Origin of the sequence: Pseudomonas sp. Root569 (genome assembly GCF_001427465.1) — a bacterium.
Classification (GTDB): Bacteria; Pseudomonadota; Gammaproteobacteria; order Pseudomonadales; family Pseudomonadaceae; genus Aquipseudomonas; species Aquipseudomonas synxantha.
On record NZ_LMGQ01000007.1, the window covers coordinates 79,519 to 99,216 of the forward strand.

Annotated in this window: 12 protein-coding genes and 1 pseudogene; 10 read left to right on the forward strand and 3 right to left on the reverse strand. The window is 62.6% G+C overall.

Translation table 11 applies throughout. From position 1 onward, the window contains the following. The first annotated feature begins 23 nt into the window (after positions 1-23). The 9 genes from ASD70_RS08425 (at position 24) to ASD70_RS08465 (ending at position 12,661) form a co-directional block, all read left to right on the forward strand. Positions 24-983, forward strand: coding sequence for an AAA family ATPase (locus ASD70_RS08425; protein ID WP_046068397.1), 960 nt, complete (start codon positions 24-26; stop codon positions 981-983). 5 nt (positions 984-988) lie between these two features. Continuing rightward, positions 989-1,921, forward strand: a complete 933-nt coding sequence (locus ASD70_RS08430; protein WP_056846185.1) for a DUF58 domain-containing protein — start codon at positions 989-991, stop codon at positions 1,919-1,921. Continuing rightward, entirely contained in the window at positions 1,918-2,412 is a 495-nt protein-coding gene (locus ASD70_RS08435) for a DUF4381 domain-containing protein (RefSeq protein ID WP_046068399.1), read from the forward strand. The genes ASD70_RS08430 and ASD70_RS08435 overlap by 4 nt, the downstream gene beginning before the upstream one ends. Beyond that, entirely contained in the window at positions 2,405-3,493 is a 1,089-nt protein-coding gene (locus ASD70_RS08440) for a vWA domain-containing protein (RefSeq protein WP_056846186.1), read from the forward strand. The genes ASD70_RS08435 and ASD70_RS08440 overlap by 8 nt, the downstream gene beginning before the upstream one ends. Then, positions 3,490-5,229: a tetratricopeptide repeat protein gene (locus tag ASD70_RS08445; RefSeq protein ID WP_046068401.1), complete on the forward strand. Its 1,740-nt coding sequence runs from the start codon at positions 3,490-3,492 to the stop codon at positions 5,227-5,229. The genes ASD70_RS08440 and ASD70_RS08445 overlap by 4 nt, the downstream gene beginning before the upstream one ends. Continuing rightward, the gene (locus tag ASD70_RS08450) at positions 5,226-6,866 is read left to right on the forward strand and encodes a BatD family protein (RefSeq protein WP_056846187.1); all 1,641 of its coding nucleotides are present in this window, start codon (positions 5,226-5,228) and stop codon (positions 6,864-6,866) included. Before ASD70_RS08445 ends, ASD70_RS08450 begins: the two co-directional genes overlap by 4 nt. Positions 6,867-7,194: 328 nt before the next feature. Next, positions 7,195-8,436, forward strand: a complete 1,242-nt coding sequence (locus tag ASD70_RS08455; RefSeq protein ID WP_056846188.1) for an exonuclease SbcCD subunit D C-terminal domain-containing protein — start codon at positions 7,195-7,197, stop codon at positions 8,434-8,436. Continuing rightward, on the forward strand, positions 8,433-12,071 hold the full coding sequence (locus ASD70_RS08460) for an AAA family ATPase (RefSeq protein ID WP_056846189.1): 3,639 nt from the start codon (positions 8,433-8,435) through the stop codon (positions 12,069-12,071). Before ASD70_RS08455 ends, ASD70_RS08460 begins: the two co-directional genes overlap by 4 nt. Next, positions 12,068-12,661, forward strand: a complete 594-nt coding sequence (locus tag ASD70_RS08465) for a glutathione S-transferase (RefSeq protein WP_056846190.1) — start codon at positions 12,068-12,070, stop codon at positions 12,659-12,661. Before ASD70_RS08460 ends, ASD70_RS08465 begins: the two co-directional genes overlap by 4 nt. A 57-nt stretch (positions 12,662-12,718) precedes the next feature. On the opposite strand, the gene ASD70_RS08470 is transcribed toward ASD70_RS08465, so the two are convergent. From ASD70_RS08470 to ASD70_RS08480, 3 genes and pseudogenes are all read right to left on the reverse strand, one after another. Then, entirely contained in the window at positions 12,719-12,898 is a 180-nt protein-coding gene (locus tag ASD70_RS08470; RefSeq protein ID WP_043050891.1) for a hypothetical protein, read from the reverse strand. A gap of 156 nt (positions 12,899-13,054) precedes the next feature. Beyond that, a pseudogene (locus tag ASD70_RS08475) lies at positions 13,055-14,230 on the reverse strand (lactonase family protein). Then, positions 14,217-14,507, reverse strand: a complete 291-nt coding sequence (locus ASD70_RS08480) for a DUF5629 family protein (RefSeq protein ID WP_046068406.1) — start codon at positions 14,505-14,507, stop codon at positions 14,217-14,219. Before ASD70_RS08480 ends, ASD70_RS08475 begins: the two are co-directional and overlap by 14 nt. Positions 14,508-14,736: 229 nt before the next feature. Between ASD70_RS08480 and ASD70_RS08485 the strand changes: the two genes are divergently transcribed. Then, positions 14,737-19,686: a hypothetical protein gene (locus ASD70_RS08485; RefSeq protein ID WP_236708696.1), complete on the forward strand. Its 4,950-nt coding sequence runs from the start codon at positions 14,737-14,739 to the stop codon at positions 19,684-19,686. Positions 19,687-19,698 lie beyond the last annotated feature (12 nt).

Consider the following 19,698-nt stretch of genomic DNA (forward strand, 5'->3'; position numbering starts at 1 on the left):
CATCTTTCCAGGAACCGTCATCGATGGAACATCGTGAAGCGCTGCTTGCGCTGCGAACCTTTCTTTCTACGCAGATTCTCGGCCAGGAAAAACTCATCGATCGCCTGCTGATCGCCCTGCTCGCCGACGGCCACATGCTGGTCGAAGGCGCACCCGGGCTGGCCAAGACCAAGGCGATCAAGGAGTTGGCCGAAGGCATCGAAGCGCAGTTCCATCGTATCCAGTTCACCCCCGACCTGTTGCCGGCCGACATCACCGGCACCGAGATCTATCGCCCGGAAACCGGCAGTTTCGTGTTCCAGCAGGGGCCGATCTTTCACAACCTGGTATTGGCCGACGAAATCAACCGCGCCCCGGCCAAGGTCCAGTCGGCCTTACTTGAGGCCATGGCCGAGCGCCAGGTCAGCGTGGGCCGCAGTACCTATGAGCTGTCGCCGCTGTTCCTAGTGATGGCCACCCAGAACCCGATCGAGCAGGAAGGCACCTACCCGCTGCCCGAAGCCCAGCTCGACCGTTTCCTGATGCACGTCAAGATCGGCTTCCCGGACGCCGCCGTCGAACGACGCATCCTGCAACAGGCCCGCGGCGAAGCACTCAATGGTGAAACCAAGCCCGAGCGCCGCGTGAGCCAGCAGGCGATCTTCGCCGCGCGCAAGGAAATCCTCGGCCTGTACATGGCCGATGCGGTGGAGGAATACCTGGTGCAACTGGTGATGGCCACGCGCACCCCGGCCAAGTTCGACGCGGAAATGGCCGAGTGGATCGCCTACGGCGCCAGCCCACGTGGTTCCATCGCCCTGGACCGCTGCGCCCGCGCCCATGCCTGGCTGGCCGGTCGCGACTTCGTGAGCCCGGAAGATATCCAGGCGGTGTTGTTCGACGTACTGCGCCACCGCATCATCCTGTCGTTCGAGGCCGAAGCCGCCGGGGTGGACCAGGATCGCGTGGTGCAACGCATTCTTGACGTTGTTGCCGTCGCTTGAAGTCGATGAACGCAGGCAATGGTATCCGCGTAACCCTCAGTGAACTGATTGAGATGCGCCACCACGTGCGTGAAGTGCAGTTGTTTTCTACGCCGGGCCAGCGCAGCCCATTGATCGGCCTGCATCATTCCAAGCTGCGCGGGCGCGGTGTCGACTTCGATCAGGTACGCGTGTACCAGGCCGGCGACGACGTGCGCACCATCGACTGGCGCGTCACGGCGCGCACCCAGGAGCCGCACACCAAGTTGTTCCACGAAGAACGCGAACGGCCGATCTTCATCATGGTCGAGCAGAGCTGCCGGCTGTTTTTCGGCTCGGGGCAGATGTTCAAGTCGGTGCTCGCTGCCCAGGCCGCCAGCCTGATCGGCTGGGCAGCGCTGGGGCATAACGACCGGGTCGGCGGCCTGGTATTCGGTGACAGTGAGCACTACGAGATCAAGCCGCGGCGCAGCAAGCAAAGCCTGCTGCAGCTACTCAACCGCCTGGTGCGAGTCAACCAGAGCCTGAATACCGAAAGCCGCCCGGAGGCCGACGCCCTGGGCATGGCCCTGCGCCGTGGTCGCGAGGTGCTGCGCCCGGGTAGCCTGGGGATTGTGATCTGCGATGAACGCGCACTGACCGAAGGCGCCGAGCAGCAGCTGAGCCTGCTGTCACGCCATTGCGACCTGCTGTTGCTGCCGATCTCCGACCCACTGGACCACGCCCTGCCCGCCGCCGGGCTGCTGCGTTTCGCCGAACGTGGCGCGCAATTGGAGCTGGACACGCTGAACATCGACTTGCGCCAGGCTTACAAGGCCCAGGCCGAGGCGCGTATCGCCCGCTGGGAGCGGCTCGCGCAGAAATTGCGCGTGCTGCTGATGCCCTTGAGCACCCAGAGTGAAATGGTCGAGCAACTGCGCGAATACCTCAACCCGCAACGCCCGGTTAAAAAACAATGAGCAGCCTGGACCAACTGCAACCGCTGATTGCCCCGCCAGCCATTGGTTTCTGGCCTCCGGCGCCGGGCTGGTGGCTATTGCTGCTGGTCATCCCGCTCCTGGGTTGGGGCCTGTGGTCCCTGCGTCGCTTGCTGCCGACCCGCCGCCCTGTAGCCCGCGCCGAACAACCGCTGGACCCGTTGCGCATCGCCGCCCTGGCCGAGCTGGCGCTGATGCCCAAGCCTTACGACGGCGCCCCCGCCGGCGCTTGGCTGCAGCAACTCAACGGCCTGCTCAAGCGCCTGTGTCGCAACGACTACCCTTACAGCCAGAGCCACACCCTCAACGGGCGCAAATGGCTGGCCTTCCTGGATAACCGCTGCCCCGCGGCCGGCCTGACGCGCTGGATGGTGCTGGTGGAAGGCGCCTACAAACCCGAATGCAAACTCGATGACAAAGCCATCGCCGGCCTGACGCAGGCCGTCGACACCTGGATTCGCAAACATGTTTGAGTTCGCCTGGCCGTGGATCTTCGCCCTGTTGCCTTTGCCTTGGTTGATGCGCCTGGTGCTGCCGGTGGCCGACAGCGGCGAGCCGGCGTTGAAAGTCAGTTACCTCAGCGACCTCGAAGGCCTGGCCCGCCGTCGCGCCCGCGCCAACCTGCCCGGCTGGCGCCAGCAAGCGCCGTTCGTGGTGCTGTGGCTGTTGCTGCTGACCGCCGCCGCCCGCCCGCAATGGCTTGGCGAACCCTTGCCGATTGCCGCCAGTGGTCGGGACTTGCTGGTGGCGGTCGACGTGTCCGGATCCATGGATTTCCCCGACATGCATTGGCAGGGCGACGACGTGAGTCGCTTATCGCTGGTCAAGCACCTGCTCGGGGATTTTCTTGAAGAACGTGAAGGTGACCGAGTGGGCTTGATCCTGTTCGGCACGCAAGCCTACCTGCAAGCTCCGTTGACCTTTGACCGGCGCACCGTGCGCACCTGGCTGGATGAAGCGCGCATCGGCATTGCCGGCAAAAACACCGCTATCGGCGACGCCATTGGCCTGGCCCTCAAGCGCCTGCGCCAGCGCCCGGCGCAGAGCCGCGTGCTGATCCTGATCACTGACGGCGCCAATAACGCAGGGCAGATCGACCCGCTGACAGCGGCGCGCCTGGCGGCCGAAGAAGGGGTAAAAATCTACCCGATCGGCATCGGTGCCGACCCAGAGCAAACCGGTTCATTGGGCATCCTCGGCGTGAACCCGAGTCTGGACCTCGACGAGCCGGCGCTCAAAGCCTTGGCCGAAGCCACTGGCGGTCAATATTTCCGCGCCCATGACGGCGAGGAGCTGCAGCAAGTCAAGGAGACGCTCGACACCCTCGAGCCCGTCGAACAACAACCGACCCAAGCGCGCCCGGCCCACGCGTTGTACAGCGCCCCGTTGGCCCTGGCGCTGATCTTGAGCCTGTTGCTGGTGATCCAGGAGCGTTGGCCGAACAACGTTTTACAACGCTGGTTCAACAAGCTGTCGAGCAAGGGGATTTTTCTGCAACAACATCCTGAATGGCGCCAGCGCCTTCAGCGCCTGCGTTTGCGGAGGCGCCGATGATTGCCCTGTGGCCGCATTGGTTGCGCCCGTGGTGGCTGTTGCTGTTGCCGCTGCTTGGCTGGTTGCTGTGGCAGTTGTGGCACCGGCAAAAGCGCGCCGGGCGCTGGCAGATGATCCTGCCGCCGGCCTTCCATGCCGTATTGCTCAGTGGTGGCAATGGTCGCGAGAGCAAATCACCCTGGGTGGTGCTGGGTATTGCCTGGCTGTTGGCCGTACTGGCGCTGCTTGGCCCTAGCTGGCAACGAGTGGAACAGTCCAGCCAGAAACCCTCCGACCCGTTGGTGGTACTGCTGGAGCTGACCCCGGAAATGCTCGCCACCGACAGCCCGCCCAACCGCCTGGAGCAGGCGCGGCGCAAGCTGTACGACTTGCTGCAAGCGCGCAGCGATGCGCAAACCGCCATCGTTGTGTATGCCGGCAGCGCCCACACCCTGGTGCCGCTCTCGGATGACCTGGCCACCAGCCGCAACCTGCTCGAAGCCCTGCGCCCCTCGATCATGCCCGAGCCCGGCCACCGTGCCGACCTGGCGGTTGAAAAGGCCATGGGCCTGCTCAAGCAAGGCGGCCTGGGCCAGGGGCGCCTGCTGCTGGTCGGTTCCTCGCTGTCGAAACAGGAACGCCAAGGCATCCGCCTGCAATTGCAAAGTGCCCAGGCACCGCCCTTGTCGATCCTCGGCATCGGCAGCCGCGAAGGTACGCCAGTGACCCAGGAAAGCGGCGAGTTCCTCAAGGACGACCAGGGCGCGATACTGGTGCCGCGCCTCGACAGCCCGACCCTCAAGGCCTTCGCCAGTGAAATGGGCGGCCGCTACCGTGCGGCGCGCCTGGACGACAAGGACCTGCGCCAGCTCGGCCTGCTCGATAGCGCACAAGCCCTGCGCAACGACGGCCAGTTGCTGCACCTGGAAACCTGGGCCGACCAGGGTTACTGGCTGCTCCTGCCGCTGTTGCTGCTGGCTGCCTGCGCCGGGCGCCGCGGCTGGCTGTTCTGCTTGCCGTTGCTGCTGTTGGGCGCGCCGCAGCCCAGCTATGCCTTTGAACTGCAAGACCTATGGCTGCGCCCCGACCAGCAAGGCCAGTACCTGCTCAAGCACAAGCGCCCGGCCGAAGCCGCCGAACGCTTCCAGGACCCGCAATGGCAAGGCGTGGCGCTGTACGAGGCGGGCAACTACGCCGAGGCCATTAAACGTTTTGCCCAGGGCAGCGACGCCTATTCCCACTACAATCGGGGCAATGCCCTGGCCAAGGCCGGTGAACTGGAGGCCGCTATTGACGCTTATGAACAGGCCCTGGAAGCCCAGCCCGACCTGCAACCAGCACTGAAAAACAAAGCCCTGGTTGAAACGCTGATGCAGGCGCAAGCGCAGCCCGAACCGGACCAGCCAACAAAAAACGCAGATGACGAAACCGCCCAACCCGGCCAAACTGCGCAGCCGGGCGCCGGCGGGCAAACGGCCCAGGGTGGCGAGCAGTCGTCTCAAGGCCAGGGCGAAGCCGGCACTGACAAGGCCCAGACCGGCGCCACGCCACAGCCGAGCGGTAATGAAGTGCCGGGCAGCGAACTGGGCGACGAGCGCACCACCACGCCGCCCCTGCGCCCAGCCGATACCCGCCTTGAAGGCGAGCGCCGCCAGGCCCTGGAGCAATGGCTGCAGGAGATCCCGGACAACCCCGGCGAGCTGCTGCGGCGCAAATTCTGGTACGAACAGCAACAACATCAGGACACGACTCGATGAGCCGCCACACCACCCTTCTGCTCCTGCTTGCGATGTCGGCAGGCCACGCCCAGGCGGCTAACCTGGTCGCCAGCGTTGACCGCAGCCGCCTCAACTCCGGGGAAACGGTGGAGCTGACGGTGGAATCCAGTGACGTGACCCAGTTCGGCAAGCCGGACCTGTCGCCCCTGGATGCGCAGTTCGAAGTCAGCGGCACCCGCCAGATCAACCAACTCACCACACTGGGCGGCGATAACCACGCCACCACACGCTGGATCATCACCCTGCTGCCCAAGGAAAACGGCACGGTGATCATTCCGCCGCTGCAAGTCGGCGCACTCAAGACCCAGCCGATCACCCTGCAAGTGGTGGAAACCGCCAGCCAGAACACCAGCGCCGAACTGGCCCCGGTGTTTATCGAAGCCAACCTCGACCAGACCAGCGTGTACGTCCAGGCCCAGGCGCTATTGACCGTGCGCGTATACCACTCGGTATCGCTGTATGACGACAGCAGCCTGACGCCGTTGCAGATTCCCGATGCCCGAGTCGAGCAACTGGGCGAGTCGCGCACCTATGAAAAGGTCATCAACAGCATCCGCCATGGCGTGATCGAGACCCGCTACGCCCTCTACCCGCAACACAGCGGCACCGTGATGATTCCGGCGCAGACCTTCAGCGCCACGCTGGTGGAGTCGCGCCCGGCCCAGGAAAACACGCTGCAGGGCACCAAGCCGGGCAAGATGATTCACGTCAGCTCCACGGCCCTGCCCTTGACGATCAAGCCCAAACCGGACCTCTACCCCGCCGACGCGCCTTGGCTGCCGGCACGCAATCTGACCCTGAGCGAAGGCTGGAACCCCACGCCGGACCATGTACAAGTCGGCGATTCACTGACACGCAGCCTCACCGTCGAGGCCGAAGGCCTGTCCAGCGCGCAGTTGCCAGCAATGCCCAGCACTGAAGTCAATGGCCTGCGCCGTTACCCCGATCAACCGGTACTCGGTAACCAGACCAGCGACCGCGGCCTGACCGGCAGCCGTGAAGACCGCGAAGCCCTGGTCCCAACCCGCGCCGGCGCCCTGGAACTGCCGCCGGTTGAAGTGGTGTGGTGGAACACCCACGAAGACCACCTGGAACGCACCAGCCTGCCGGCGCGCACCGTGCAAGTGGCGGTTAACCCAAGCCTGATGGTGGATACACCTGCCACACCGACCATCATCACCGCCCCTGACGATGAGCGCCTGTGGCAGTGGCAACTGAGCACGCTGCTCCTGGCCTGCACCACTCTGCTGGGCTTCGGTCTCTGGTGGCGTGCCCGCCGACAACCGGCCGTGCAACGCGCCGCGCAAACCGGCCCAAGCCCACGCACTTTGCTCGACGACCTCAAGCGCGCCACCCAGGCCAACGACCCCCATGCCACCCGCCAGGCTCTAGACGCCTGGGCCCGGCAACAGCCAGAGACCCTGGCCGACATGGCGGCGCGGTTTGTACCACTGTCAGATGCTCTGGATGGTTTGAATGGTGCGCTGTACAGCGAAAGCGGCCAGTACTGGATGGGTGACGACCTGTGGCGTGCAATCAAGGCCATCCCCGTGGCCGAGCGCGACCAAGACCCGGCGACCGACACCACCAGCTTGCCGCCGCTTTATCCTAAATAATCCAAGGCCCCTGACACTACTCAAATCAACTGTGGGAGGGGGCCCCCCGATGACGGTGGATCAGCCAGACTATTCGTCACTGCCCCACCGTCATCGGGAGCAAGCCCCCTCCCACATTTGCCCTGCGTCGCCTGATCGATATGGTCTCACCGCGCGCTGGATTGTCTGTATCCAAATCCACTAACACCCCATAACCCCTGTGGGAGGGGCGGTGTCAGCGACCGCTAAGCTGACTGACCTCTCACATCAGATCTGGGTCACCCGCAGGCACCCCGTGTGCTTTTACAGGTAAACTCCCCTCCTTTTCACCTTCTCCACGGAGTTCGCCTTGCGTCTGTTCCACACCTCCGACTGGCACCTGGGCCAAAACCTCCACGGCCAGGAACGCGACTTCGAACATGCCTGCTTCCTTGAGTGGCTGCTGGGCCAACTGAACGCCCAGCGCCCGGATGTGCTGTTGATCGCCGGCGATATCTTCGACACGGTCAACCCGCCGCTCAAGGCCCAGGAGCGTCTGTATGACTTCATCATCAGCGCCCACGAACAAAACCCGAAACTGACCATCGTGATGATCGCCGGTAACCACGACTCCGGTTCGCGTATCGAATTGCCCGCACCGCTGATGCGCCGCCTGCGCACCCATGCCCTGGGCCGGGTGTTGTGGCTGGACGACGGCCAACTGGATGCCGAACGCCTGCTGATCCCCTTGCCGGATGCCAAAGGCAAGATCGCCGCGTGGTGCCTGGCATTGCCCTTCCTGCGCCCGGCGGAAGTCACCGGTGCACAGCTGGGTGATGACTACCTGCGCGGTATCGGCCAGGTGCATGAATGGCTGATCGCCGCCGCCAACGCCAAACGCAAGAAAGGCCAGGCGCTGATAGCCATCAGCCATGCACATATGGCTGGCGGTTCGGTGTCGGAAGACTCCGAGCGCAGCCTGATCATCGGTAATGCCGAGGCGCTGCCGGCCAGCCTGTTCGATAGAACTGTTGGCTATGTTGCCCTTGGCCATTTGCACAAGCCGCAAAAGGTCAATGGTGAAGAGCGTATTCGCTATAGCGGTTCGCCGATTCCGCTGTCGTTTTCCGAGATCGGCTACAAGCACCAGGTACTCGACGTGATGTTCCAGGGCGAACGGCTGGTCAGCGTCGAACCGCTGCTGATTCCACGCTCGGTCAACCTGCAACGCTTGGAAGCCGCGCCTCTGGCCGAGATCCTCACGCAACTGGCCGCGCTGCCGGACATCGACCTGCTGGCCGAAACCCAGCGCCACCCGTGGCTGGAAGTGCGCGTGCGCCTTGACGAGCCGCAACCCAACCTGCGCCAGCAAATCGAAACCGCCCTGCAAGGCAAGGCCGTGCGCCTGGTGCGCATCGCCGCCGAATACGCCGGCCAGCGCGGCAGTACCGAAACCGACGACGAGCGCTTGATCGAACTCGACCAGCTCACGCCCCAGGAACTGTTCAGCCGCGCCTGGCAGGACAGCTATGGCAGCGAAGTGGATGAACAGACCTTGAAAGACTTCGCCGTGCTGCTCCAGGAAGTACAACAAGCGGGTGAACAACCATGAAGATCCTTGCCATCCGCCTGAAAAACCTTGCCTCCCTGGCCGGCCCGTTCGAAATCGACTTTACCGCCGAGCCCCTGGCCAGTGCGGGCCTGTTCGCCATCACCGGGCCGACCGGTGCCGGTAAAAGTACCCTGCTCGATGCATTGTGCCTGGCGCTGTTTGGCGCGGTGCCGCGCCTGGGCGATACCGGCCAGGCGAAGATGCCGGATGCCGACACCGATATCTCCATCGGTGACCCGCGCACCCTGATTCGCCGCGGTACCGGTGGTGGCTACGCCGAGGTGGATTTCGTCGGCGTCAGCGGCCGTCGCTATCGCGCGCGCTGGGAAGCCAACCGTGCCCGCGACAAGGCCAGCGGCAAATTGCAGAACAGCCGCCAAAGCCTGATCGACCTGGACAGCGAGCAACTGCTGGCCAGTCAGAAAACCGAATACAAGACCCAGCTGGAACTGGCCCTGGGCCTGAACTTCGAGCAGTTCACCCGTGCGGTGTTGCTGGCGCAAAGCGAGTTCAGCGCCTTTCTCAAGGCCAATGACAATGAGCGCAGCGAACTGCTGGAAAAGCTCACCGACACCGCGCTGTACACCCAACTTGGCCGCCGTGCCTTCGACAAGGCCAAGGACGCCAAGGACGCCCACAAACAACTGCAAGACCAAGCAACAGGCGTAGTGCCCCTGGCCGCCGAAGCCCGCGCCGAGCTGGATCAACAGCTGGCCGACGCCCAGCAACAGCTCAAGACCCGGCAAGCCCAGCTCAAGCAACTGGAGTTGCAGCACACCTGGCTCAAGGAGCTGCGTGAATGGCAAGAGCGCCAGCTCAGCGCCGTCGAACAGCTGCAGCAAGCCCAGCAACACTGGGACAGCCAAGGCCGGCAACGCCAGGACCTGGGTCGCCTCGACCAGCTGGCGCCGCAACGCCATCACTTCTTGCGCCAGGCAGAACTAGACACCTTGCTGACGCCACTGGCCGCGCAGATTCAGCAACACATCGATCAGCAAGCCGCACTGTACGTCCGCCAGGAACAGTCCCAACAACAGCAAGTAGCCGCCCACGCGGCATTGGCCGACGCGCTGAAAAACCAGGCCGACGCCGCGCCCTTGCTGCGCCAGGCCGTGGAAGAACAAAACACCCTCGCCCACTTGACCCGGGAACTGGCCAAGCGCACCGAGGAAAAACAGCAGCTCGCAAACGCCTGCACTGAAGACCAGGCCCTGCTCGAGGGTTTGCAAGACAAGCAGGCCCAAGTCGCCGAGCGCCTGCAGCGCCTGGCCACCGAGCTTGAGCACAGCGCCGCCCTCGCCCCCTTGAGCGAGGCCTGGAACGCCTACCGCGACCGCCTCCAACAGCTGATGCAGGTCGGCAATCGCCTGAACAAAGGCCAGGCTGAACTGCCGCAACTCGAACAGCGTGCCAACGCCGCCGCCGTGCAGTTCAGCCAACAGCGTGAAGCCCTGGAGCTGCTCTACCAGGAAGCCGGTGCCGAACCCCACGCCGTAGCCGAACAGATCCAGCTGCTGGCCGGCCTGCTGCAAGACAATCGCAAGCAACAGCGCGCCTTCGAAGACCTGGCACGCTTGTGGGACAGCCAGCAACAGCTGGATCAACAGGCTGCCACGCTGACGCAGAAACTGACCGACGCTGCGCAAAGACGTGAGCAGCTGAACCAGGCTGGCCTGCAAACCAAGGCCGAACTCAGTGTTGCCGAGCAAGCCTTGTCGGTGACCAAACAACTGTTGGAGCGCCAACGCCTGGCCCGCAGTGCCAGCGTCGAGGAACTACGCGGGCAGTTGCAGGATGACCAACCCTGCCCGGTATGCGGCAGTCACGAGCATCCGTTTCACCAACCCGAAGCCCTGCTGCAAAGCCTCGGTCGCCACGATGAAAACGAAGAAGCCACGGCACAGAAAGCCGTCGACAGCCTCAAGGAAAAACTCACCGAGTTGCGCGGTGAGGTCGGCGGCCTGATCGCCGAACAAAAGGAATTTCTGCGCCAACAGGAACAGCTGGCTACACAGCAACAGGGCCTGGCACTAAGTCTGCAAGCCCATTCGCTGTCCGCTTCGCTGTTCAATCAGGACGTCGCCCAACGCAGCACCTGGCTGGTCCAACAATTGGCACAGCTGACCCAAAGCATCAGCCAGGACGAACAGCGCCAAAGCGCCCTGCTCAACCTGCAACAAAATGCCGGTCGCTTGCAGCAACAACTGCAAGCGGCCCAGGACGCCAGCCAGCAAGCCCGGCAATTGCTGCTGGACCAGCAGCGCGAACTGGCCAACGACCGCGAACGCCTCGACGCAGAACTCAACGCCTTCGCCGGCCTGTTGCCCGCCGACACCCTGGAAGGCTTGCGCAACGACCCCGCGACGACCTTCATGCGCCTCGACCAACAGGTCAGCCAACGCCTGGAACAGTTGGGCCATCAACGTGATGAACTGGCCGAGCAGCAAGAGCGCCAACAAGCCATCGAAAAACAACAGACCCACCAGCAACACCGTCAACAGCAACTCGACGCCCTGAATCTGCAGGTCAACGAGTTGGCGGCGCAGCAACAGGTGATCCAGGAAAAACTCAGCGCGTTGTTGGGTGAGCATCCCAGCGCCGAACACTGGCAGCAACAGCTGGAGCAAAGCGTCGAGCAGTCACGCCAGGCCGAGAACGACGCCAACCAGCAACTGCATAGCGTGCACACGGCCCTGGTGCAGGTGGCGGCGGACCTCAAGGCCCTGCAGGAACGCCAGCAAGCACTGCAAGCTGAGCAACACAACCTGGCCACACGCGTCTCCGAGTGGCGCGCCCTGCACCCTGAACTGGATGACGACGGCCTGACACGCTTGCTGGCCTTCGATGAAGCACAGGTCGCGCAACTGCGCCAGCAGTTGCACAACAGCGAAAAAGCCGTCGAGCAGGCCAAGGTATTGCTGCAAGAGCGTGAACAGCGCCTGGCCGAACACCAGGCATTGCACAACGGCAACCTGGACTCCGCGCAATTGGACAGCAACCTGGCGATGCTGAATCAGCAACTGGCCGACGGCGAGAAACACTGCGCGGAACTGCGCGCACGTCAATCTGAAGACCAGCGCCGCCAGGACGCCAACCAGGCCCTCACCGAACAGATCACCAAGGCTTACGAAGAGTGGCAACGCTGGGCGCGCCTGAATGCGCTGATCGGCTCGGCCACCGGCGACACCTTCCGCAAGATCGCCCAGGCCTATAACCTCGATTTGCTGGTGCACCACGCCAACGTACAACTGCGTCAACTGGTGCGCCGCTACCGGCTTAAACGCGGTGGCAGCATGCTCGGCCTACTGGTGATGGACACCGAGATGGGCGACGAACTGCGCTCGGTGCACTCGCTGTCGGGTGGCGAAACCTTCCTGGTGTCGTTGGCGCTGGCCCTGGGCCTGGCGTCCATGGCGTCGAGTACCTTGAAGATCGAATCGCTGTTTATTGACGAAGGTTTCGGCAGCCTGGACCCCGAGTCGCTGCAATTGGCCATGGACGCCCTGGACGGCCTGCAGGCCCAGGGACGCAAGGTGGCGGTGATCTCCCACGTGCAGGAAATGCACGAACGCATCCCGGTGCAGATCCAGGTCAAGCGCCAGGGTAATGGCTTGAGTACTTTGGAGGTCAAGTGAACGAGGCGCTGCTGTATTCGTTCCGGCGCTGCCCCTATGCGATGCGGGCGCGGTTGGCGTTGCGTTATTCAGGCGTGGCGGTGCGCATTGTCGAAGTCAGCCTGAAAGCCAAGCCGGCCGAGATGCTGGCGCTGTCGCCCAAGGGTACGGTGCCGGTGTTGAGCGTGGAGGGTCGAGTGCTCGAAGAAAGCCTGGACATCATGCAATGGGCCCTGGCACAGCACGATCCTGATGATTGGCTGCTAGAGGGCAAACCTGAGGTATTGGCGCTGATAGCCGAGAATGATCAGGTGTTCAAACATCACTTGAATCGATACAAGTATGCCGAGCGCTACCCGGAGCAGCCGATGGAGCATTATCGCGCCGAGGGTGAAGTGTTCTTGCAGAAGCTGGAGGATTTGCTGACGAACCGGGAGTACTTGCTCGCCGAGCACATGAGTCTGGCGGACGCGGCCGTAGTGCCGTTCGTGCGGCAGTTCGCTCATGTGGACCGGGCATGGTTTGCGGGGGCGCCGTATCGACGGCTTCAGGCGTGGCTGCAGCGGATTCTGGAGTCACCACTGTTTATCGCAGTAATGGCAAAATCTTGAAACCAACACAATCAAACTGTGGGAGGGGGCTTGCCCCCTCCCACAGTTTGATCTTCATTAAGCCTGGGTCTTATGATCCAGCGCCGCGTAGAAGTTGGCGCTCTGTTGCAGGTATTTCTGGGTATAGGCGGTAACGCTGGATTTTTTGCCGGTGACTTCCACGCTGGCAGCGGCTGGCAATGCTACGGTGGCGGAGACAGCGGAAGCGGCGATGATGGAGAAGAGATTCAAGTTCATGGCGGTAACCCTTGTGTTCGTTTGGTTGAGTGGCCGGTGGAGGCCTTGGAACTCAACTTACGCCCGAGGGTTGGACCTTAGAAATGCTTTGAAACAGTAGCTGCTATCAATGCAATTAATACAAAGGCTCAGGCCCCGCAATGCGGGGCCTGCGGCTTATTGACGCACCAGGAACTTGAGGTCGCTGGGCGCATCGATCGGCAACTTCTGCACGGTTTTACCCAGCAGGCCGGTCTTGGGGTCGCGTTCTATCACCACGATTTCATTGCTTTTCTGGTTAGCGGTCAGCAGGAACTTGCCGCTGGGGTCCAGGCTGAACTCGCGTGGGTGATCACCTTCGACGGAGCGGCGCTGGACTTCCTTGAGGTGCGCGGTGGCCGGATCGATGCTGAACACCAGCAACTGATTGGCCGTGCCACGGTTGCTTACATAGAGGAACTTGCCATCGCTTGAAGCATGCAACGCAGCACCGGCCTTGTCGGATACCGGTTGGCCGGCGGCCTAGTCCAGCAACTGGGTTTGCGTGAGCTTGCCGTCGTTGTAGTCGAACACGGCGACCTGGGCGCTCATTTCGGTGGTCAGCCAGGCGTGCTTGCCGTCAGCGCTGAACAGCAAGTGGCGCGGGCCGCTGCCCGGTGGCAACTGTACCGAAGGCGGGTTGGCCGGGGTCAGCGGCAGCTCGTGGTTGGCCTTGGGGTCGTATTGGTAGACAAACACCTTGTCCGCCCCCAGGTCCTGCACGAATACATACTTACCATCCGGCGACGACACCACCGAATGCACATGGTTGGAGGCCTGGCGCTCAGGGTTCACCCGGCTGGCCGGGTGCCCGCTCAACTGCACCGGGGCCGACAGCTTGCCCTCGCCGTCTACCGGCAGGATCGCCAGGCTGCCGCCCGGGTCTTCCAGCACCGAATAATTGGCGACGAACAGGTGGCGGCCATCGGCGGCGACGCTGGAATGGGTCGGCTCATTGCCCAGGCTCTGAACCTGGTTGATCAGGGTGAGCTGATAGTTCTTGGGGTCGATGCGGTAGCTGCTGACACGGCCGACCGGGTCTTTCTGGCCCGGGCCGTTCTCGTTGACCACAAACAGGTACTTCTGGTCCTGGGAAACCGTCAGCCACGAGGGGTTGGCCGTCTTGGCCGCCAGTACGGGCTGGCCGCTGAACTGGCCGGTGCGGCTGTCAAACTGCAGGCGGTAGATCCCTTCGCTGGTACCGGCGGTGTAGCTGCCCACCAGCAGTTCATAGGTGTCAGCCGACGCAGCCTGCACCGACATGGCTCCGACGCTGCCCGCCATCAACAGGGGCCAGAATTTACGCATCAACATCAGCTTCATCCTCATCGTTATTGTTGCCGGTGAAGGCGCTCATGCAGATCAGGCGGTGCTCGCCCGAATCACCGGTCAGGGTCCAGCTTTGCAGGGTGTCGTCAAACGTGGCCGCCTGCACCTGGGCCGAGCTGAATGCCCAGCGCTTTTCTGCACGGCCGTCCATGGCGGTGATCAGCAGCTTTTCGTCTTTGAGTTCGAAGTCAAAGGCATGCAGGCCATCGATTTCAAGCATGTCGCTGGTGGCAAGGACGGTGGTCAGGGTGTCGGCAGTCATGGTAGTCAATCATCTACGGGAAAGCCCCGATGATAGCGCAGGGCAGCGCGTGCGGTCCTGCTTTGCCGTGCACGCCGGTTACAAATACGAGGAAATACACCGGGCGGCTCCAGGGAATACGGGGCTTGGGCACGCTCCGGCAATAGCTCCTAACGCAATGCCGATTTCGCCCGTCTGCCAACGCGATATTTTTCTTGCTCGATTTCCATCCCAGCAAAGGAATTGCGCCATGCAATCGATCAGAAACAACCCTCGCGTATTTACTGCCACACTACCCGCCGAACCTGCGCCGCCACCGCTTGAGCCAAAGGTCGACCAGCCATCACTCAGCGATGCGCAGCCCCGACGCTCGAACTTGCCGACACCCGTACGCATGCCCTCTACCCTCCAGAGCAGGCTCAGTGAAATGCCAGCGCCAGCGGCCAACTCACCCGCCGAGGTGATCGCCAACCAGTTCGCCAGCCGGCCTACGGTGCGTTCAGTGGTCGCGGGCATGCTGGACGAGGCCCTCAAACGCCATTACCCGACGCTGCACTTCGACAGCGCCAATACTTCCCTGGCGACCCGCCTGCCGACCGATTCGGTACAGTACAAGCTGACGCCACTGCTGGACCTGGCCCTCGAACACCTGGCAACCGGCAGCGACCTGGGCTTCACGGCGCAGAGTCAATGGGTCGAATCCCACTCCGCCAATCCCCTGAGCGTCGTCGATGCCAGCAACCGTAGCGAGACCCTGGATACGCGCATTGTCGAACTGGCCATCCGTAGCCTGCGACCCAATCTTGTGGACGCCTACGCGCAGGCCCTGACCCGGTTCTGGGGCCAGGACACCCCCAGCGCCACCAGCCACTGGCTCTGGCTCAGCGACAGTCTCAATGACACCGTGCGCGTGTCAGGCTTGCAGCAACCGGGCCTGAGCGCAGTGCAGCGCGAGACCCTCGATCAGGTCGTACGTTATCCCGATATCACGCAGCGCCGTCGGGTGATCGGCGACGATGCGGCGCAAGTCTTCATGGTGCAGACCACCTTGAAACAGGCAGCCACCACCGCCACCCTTCTGAGCCCAGACCTTCTGATCACGCGCCAGGTTGGCGACCAGAAGCTGATACTGCAGGTGACGCCCGCGGGGGTGGTGACGCCCCATGCCTCAATGGAGGATTTCGCCGCATCCCTGTCAAAACAGCTCGAAGGGCAACGCAGTTTCGATCATCTGTCCTGGAAGCGCATGGAGCCAGACGGCAATATTTTCGACACCCAGGCCGCTGTGATCCTCAACCGCCAGTTGCACAACCTGCAGGCCATCCACCTACCGGCGAGGATGCAGGTGGGCGACCTCGAGCAACTGTTTTCCCAGGCCACCGACACGGCTGAGCTGTTCAATAGCCAGCCGAGCACAACGCCAGGACGGCTGGCGCAGATGAAGCGCAACCTGCCCGCATGGCTCAACAACGCCAGCGCCGCCGAGCAGCTTGCTTTCCAGCGCAACACCCTCGCCCTGGCCAGCAGCGTAGCGCGTCACCAGGGGCGCACCTTTCTCAGCGATATTCCCGATATCCGCACCTATACCGAACAACAGCTCAACGCCCAACTGGCGTCCATGGGCTATAGCGCAGGCGACCTGGAGGTCACCTTCAAGGTGGCCGTGGGCACCCTGGCCGGCGGCTACATCGAGCCGATCAAGATGAGCCTGGTGGACATGGCCCTGGCTAACCTCGCCGGCCTGCCAAAAGGCAGCATGGATATCCGCCTGCGCGGGCAGCCGGTGACCGACCCCCAGATGCCGCAGAGGCTAAAGGACCTGATCAGCACGGTCAATATCGGCGAGCACTACCCCGCCCTGCTGAACCAGCGCCTGCTCAGCGACACAGCCGACGCCCGGGAACGCACCGCATTATTTGTCGAGCAGGTACCGCTGCAACTGAACATGCAGGCCCAGGAACTCAAGCTCAAAGGCCTGGCTGGCATCACCGCGCAAGGCTGCCGCTTTGTCGAGGCCGTGACTCGGCCTGGCACCGGCGCGCGCAGGGTCGACGACCAGGAGATAACTGTGCGCCCCCTGGCGTTCCTGCGCAAACCTGGCGCGACACCGGATGAGGTTGCCAATATGTTCCTGATCGAGCCGCTGGACTCCGCACGCGGCCCGCATCTGCTCTATCGCCCGATGCTTTCGCCGGCGCTACTCGAGTTCGCCAGCCGTGACGCGCTGTTGGCCGCCATCCAGGCACCGGGTGAGTTGCAACAGAGTGTCCTGGCCTGGCTGCCCGATGACAAAGCCCGTGCGGTGTACGGCAATGGCGGCTTCAAGACGCCCCATGTCGCCCACTACAGCGTGTTCAACGAGTTCGACGCCCCAGCAACGCCTGCGCCGACCGCATTGGCCCTCGACGACTTTGCTGCAGCCCGCACGCTCAGAAGCGACCTGCTCGACGGCGACCTGATGCAACACCTGTACAACAGCAATGCCCGAAGCCTGGTGACCCTTGCCCAAGGCCAGTCCACCTCGGATGCCCAAAGCCGCTGGGCGCTGCACAAGGAACTCGGCTGGCTGCTGTTCAATACCTTGCTTCCAGTACTGCGCGGCCCAGGAGCCATGGCCGGCTGGCTGCTGCAACTGGCCAGTGTCGAAAACGACATCAAGCACGCCACTGAGTCGAAGCATGCAGACACCACGCAAGCGATGGTGGACCTGCTGGTGAATGTCGCCACCTTGTTGAGTCACGCTACGCCGAGCGAGGCCACCGCACGGCCCTTGGGCAAGGTGCCCTTTATGGAGCGTGCGCAAGTGTCGATCCCGCTGCGGCGCACTGCCGAGACGGCGCCGCCCACCCAGGTGCTGATCGAAGAAGACGCGCCTGCGCCCAGCGGGCTGCTCGACAGCCACCAGCCGTTCGACTTTGCCTTCTCCAACCTACGGGGCCTGAGCCCTGCCCAGCGCGCCTATATCAACACCTTCAGCGTTCCGGCACCGGCCGGCGAGGTCACACCGATTCAAACCGGGAGAACCGAAGGTCTCTACCTTATCGACGACAAACTGCATGCCCATATCGATAACCACTGGTTCCGGGTGGCCCGGGATCTCGACGGCGTTTTTGTGATAGACGAGCACGACAAGACGCGTACCGGCCCGCCTTTGAGGCGCGATGCCCAGGCCCATTGGCAATTGGATATAGCTCCCCGGCTCAAGGGCGGAATGCCCATCAGTGAACGGGTGCAAGCCGCCCTCGAAGAGAACTTCAACCAGAGTGAAGGCATGCTCAACAACTTCGCGGCCCATCGCCAGCGTGTGCTGCCGATGGAAGTGCTCATGATGGGTGCCCGGGAGCGCCTCCAGCAAACCGAGGAGAGCCTGAAAAAGTCGGACAAGACCCTCAAGACGCTCTGGGGCCTGGTCAACAGCGGAGAGCGCGGCGCTGATTTCGCCGAGCGCTACCAGCAGGAGCTGAGCAATAACCATAACCTGACAGCATTACTGCGCAAGCGCCTGGATGACTATCAACGTTACGCCAGCTTCGCCATTAAGGGTCGCAAAGACGCGATCCAGGCGGTAAGCAGCGATAACCCGGCCATGGACCTGGAGGTGTTCAAGGATGTACGGGGTGGCGAGTACCGGGCAATCGCCGAAACCCTGCGCTCGATCTACGTCGACCACTTGTACGACGCCAATGAGTTTACCCATGCCCCCTCGGGGGAGCCGATGTCCAGCCTGGCTGAAAAGGTCCGCGCCAATCAGCCCGAGGCCTATGCCCAAATGGTCGAAGCCATGAGCCTGCGCGAGATGCGCCTGACCCGCCTGATAAGGGCCGGGGACGCCTATGAGGCACTGCTCGATGAATGGAAAAGCGACTCGCCCGCCAACAAGAAACAGGCCGAAATCTTTATCAGGAGCACCCAACAACCACCAGCCAACTTGGTACTGACAAGTCGGCTGGAGCAACTGAGCACACTGCGTGAGTTGAGCATCGACCGTATGGTCCCTACTAACGCCCCCGAGAAAAGGTTCTTCCTTGATCGCTTCAACCGTGCCGAGCTCAACGCGGTGTCCATGTCCCATATCGAGTTGCAGCAGCACGAGGGCTATACCGCCGACGAACGTATCGCGGTACTCAGTGAACTGATCGATAAATACAAGGCCGAGCTGAGCAACACTCAAGCCCTCCAGGACATCAGCCCCGAAAGCGTCCGTCCGGTTTATGGCGCGTACTTTATTGAATCCCTGCAAAAAGTCATCACCCAGGCCCAGGCCGAACTGGCCGACCTGATCCGTGAAGAACAACACCTGCCACCTTTGATGCTTCGTCGGGAGGAGCGGGCGCGCAAGTCGGCAAACAAACGGGTGTTCAAGACCCGAGACAAGCAAACCCTGGTCGGCACACTACGCACCAGGCAACCCGGGGAAACGGTTCCGATCATTGATGTCCTCGATCCCCAGAGCGGCCAGGCACTGAAAACCTACAGCTGGCATCAGGCCGACGGCGAATGGGTGACGGTGGACAAGCCAAAAGCAGTCAAACCCAAACCGGTGCCCGCGACAAAACCCTTATCGGCCTATGTCGATTCGGCCCGCCAATTAATGAGCGAACAGCTGAGTATCGAACGCTCGATTCAATTCCAGAAAAGGAAGCTTGATGACCCGACTCAACGGGAATCCGTCAACCCCCAGGACTGGAGCGACATGCTCGAAGCCCAGGCGGATAGCCTTGAGCAAGTGGCACGGGAAGCGCAGGCCAACCACAAGGCCGATAGGCGAACCGCAACCCTGGTGGAGCAATGGCAGAATGCAGTGGCACACATGCGCGAGCAGGCCATTGCCCACAGGTGCGATGGCTACCTGCGCCAGGCGCCACGGCCGGAAAATATCGATTACCTGTGGACCCATGGCCGCGTTGATATCGGTGTAGTCAAGCGCTATAAACCCCTCAAGGGCGGCGATTTTCTCACCGAGTACGCGATACGCGACAAAAACGGACTCAAGGACTTGTGGTATGCGCACTTTCACTACACCAAGGCCAACTCACCCGTTGCCGACCACAGCGCTGCGCATTTGAAGATTCCGGAGCAGCGCTACCTGACGCAAAAGGACCTGGTGCGCCAGGCTGGCCAGGATAACTCTTCAATCGAAGAAATCGTGCATACCCGGATCAACCCACCCCTGGATCAGAAACTGTTCTTGAAGCTATAACCCTGGCGCTGC

Bases quoted from the DNA above. Each gene is read 5' to 3' on its own strand.
- ASD70_RS08425 (WP_046068397.1), top strand. From the start codon at position 24: ATGGAACATCGTGAAGCGCTGCTTGCGCTGCGAACCTTTCTTTCTACG.
- ASD70_RS08430 (WP_056846185.1), top strand. From the start codon at position 989: ATGAACGCAGGCAATGGTATCCGCGTAACCCTCAGTGAACTGATTGAG.
- ASD70_RS08435 (WP_046068399.1), top strand. From the start codon at position 1,918: ATGAGCAGCCTGGACCAACTGCAACCGCTGATTGCCCCGCCAGCCATT.
- ASD70_RS08440 (WP_056846186.1), top strand. From the start codon at position 2,405: ATGTTTGAGTTCGCCTGGCCGTGGATCTTCGCCCTGTTGCCTTTGCCT.
- ASD70_RS08445 (WP_046068401.1), top strand. From the start codon at position 3,490: ATGATTGCCCTGTGGCCGCATTGGTTGCGCCCGTGGTGGCTGTTGCTG.
- ASD70_RS08450 (WP_056846187.1), top strand. From the start codon at position 5,226: ATGAGCCGCCACACCACCCTTCTGCTCCTGCTTGCGATGTCGGCAGGC.
- ASD70_RS08460 (WP_056846189.1), top strand. From the start codon at position 8,433: ATGAAGATCCTTGCCATCCGCCTGAAAAACCTTGCCTCCCTGGCCGGC.
- ASD70_RS08470 (WP_043050891.1), bottom strand. From the start codon at position 12,898: ATGAACTTGAATCTCTTCTCCATCATCGCCGCTTCCGCTGTCTCCGCC.
- ASD70_RS08480 (WP_046068406.1), bottom strand. From the start codon at position 14,507: ATGACTGCCGACACCCTGACCACCGTCCTTGCCACCAGCGACATGCTT.
- ASD70_RS08485 (WP_236708696.1), top strand. From the start codon at position 14,737: ATGCAATCGATCAGAAACAACCCTCGCGTATTTACTGCCACACTACCC.